1 protein-coding gene is annotated in these 388 nt (G+C 59.3%); it reads right to left on the reverse strand.

The window, feature by feature from the left end; translation table 11 throughout:
* On the reverse strand, window positions 1-366 hold a 366-nt coding region (locus AB4Y73_RS20495; protein WP_441874524.1), incomplete at its 3' end, for a hypothetical protein.
* Between the last annotated feature and the right edge of the window lie 22 nt (window positions 367-388).

The following is a 388-nucleotide window of genomic DNA, read 5'->3' on the forward strand; positions in this document are numbered from 1 at the left end:
CGCGGAGCCCGGCAGCTGCTTGTCCCCGCCCAGGCGCATGTTCGCAGGAGAAACCTGATTCAACGTCGAACCCGTCTCATCATCCACAAACACATCCCCGGCGTTCTGCAGAATGTCAAAGGTGGTACTCGCCGGCGTCACCGCACCATCGAGGACCCGCGACGGATAATTCAACCGSCCSACCGCGTTATTGGACTTACTGACAACCCACACCCCGCCGTCGTTCAACTCCACCTCAGTGGTCTTAAACCCCGGATAAATGATCGCACCGGCAACCAACACCGCACCGACGGCAACAAAAGCCGACCCGCTGACCACCCTGTTGCGGCGTCCCCTAAGCCCAAGCTTCCCCAGCAGACTTGTCACAGCTCTTCTAATCCCCCGAAAT

It is taken from the genome of Pseudarthrobacter sp. TAF60_1, from assembly GCF_052113505.1.
Taxonomy (GTDB): domain Bacteria; phylum Actinomycetota; class Actinomycetes; order Actinomycetales; family Micrococcaceae; genus Arthrobacter.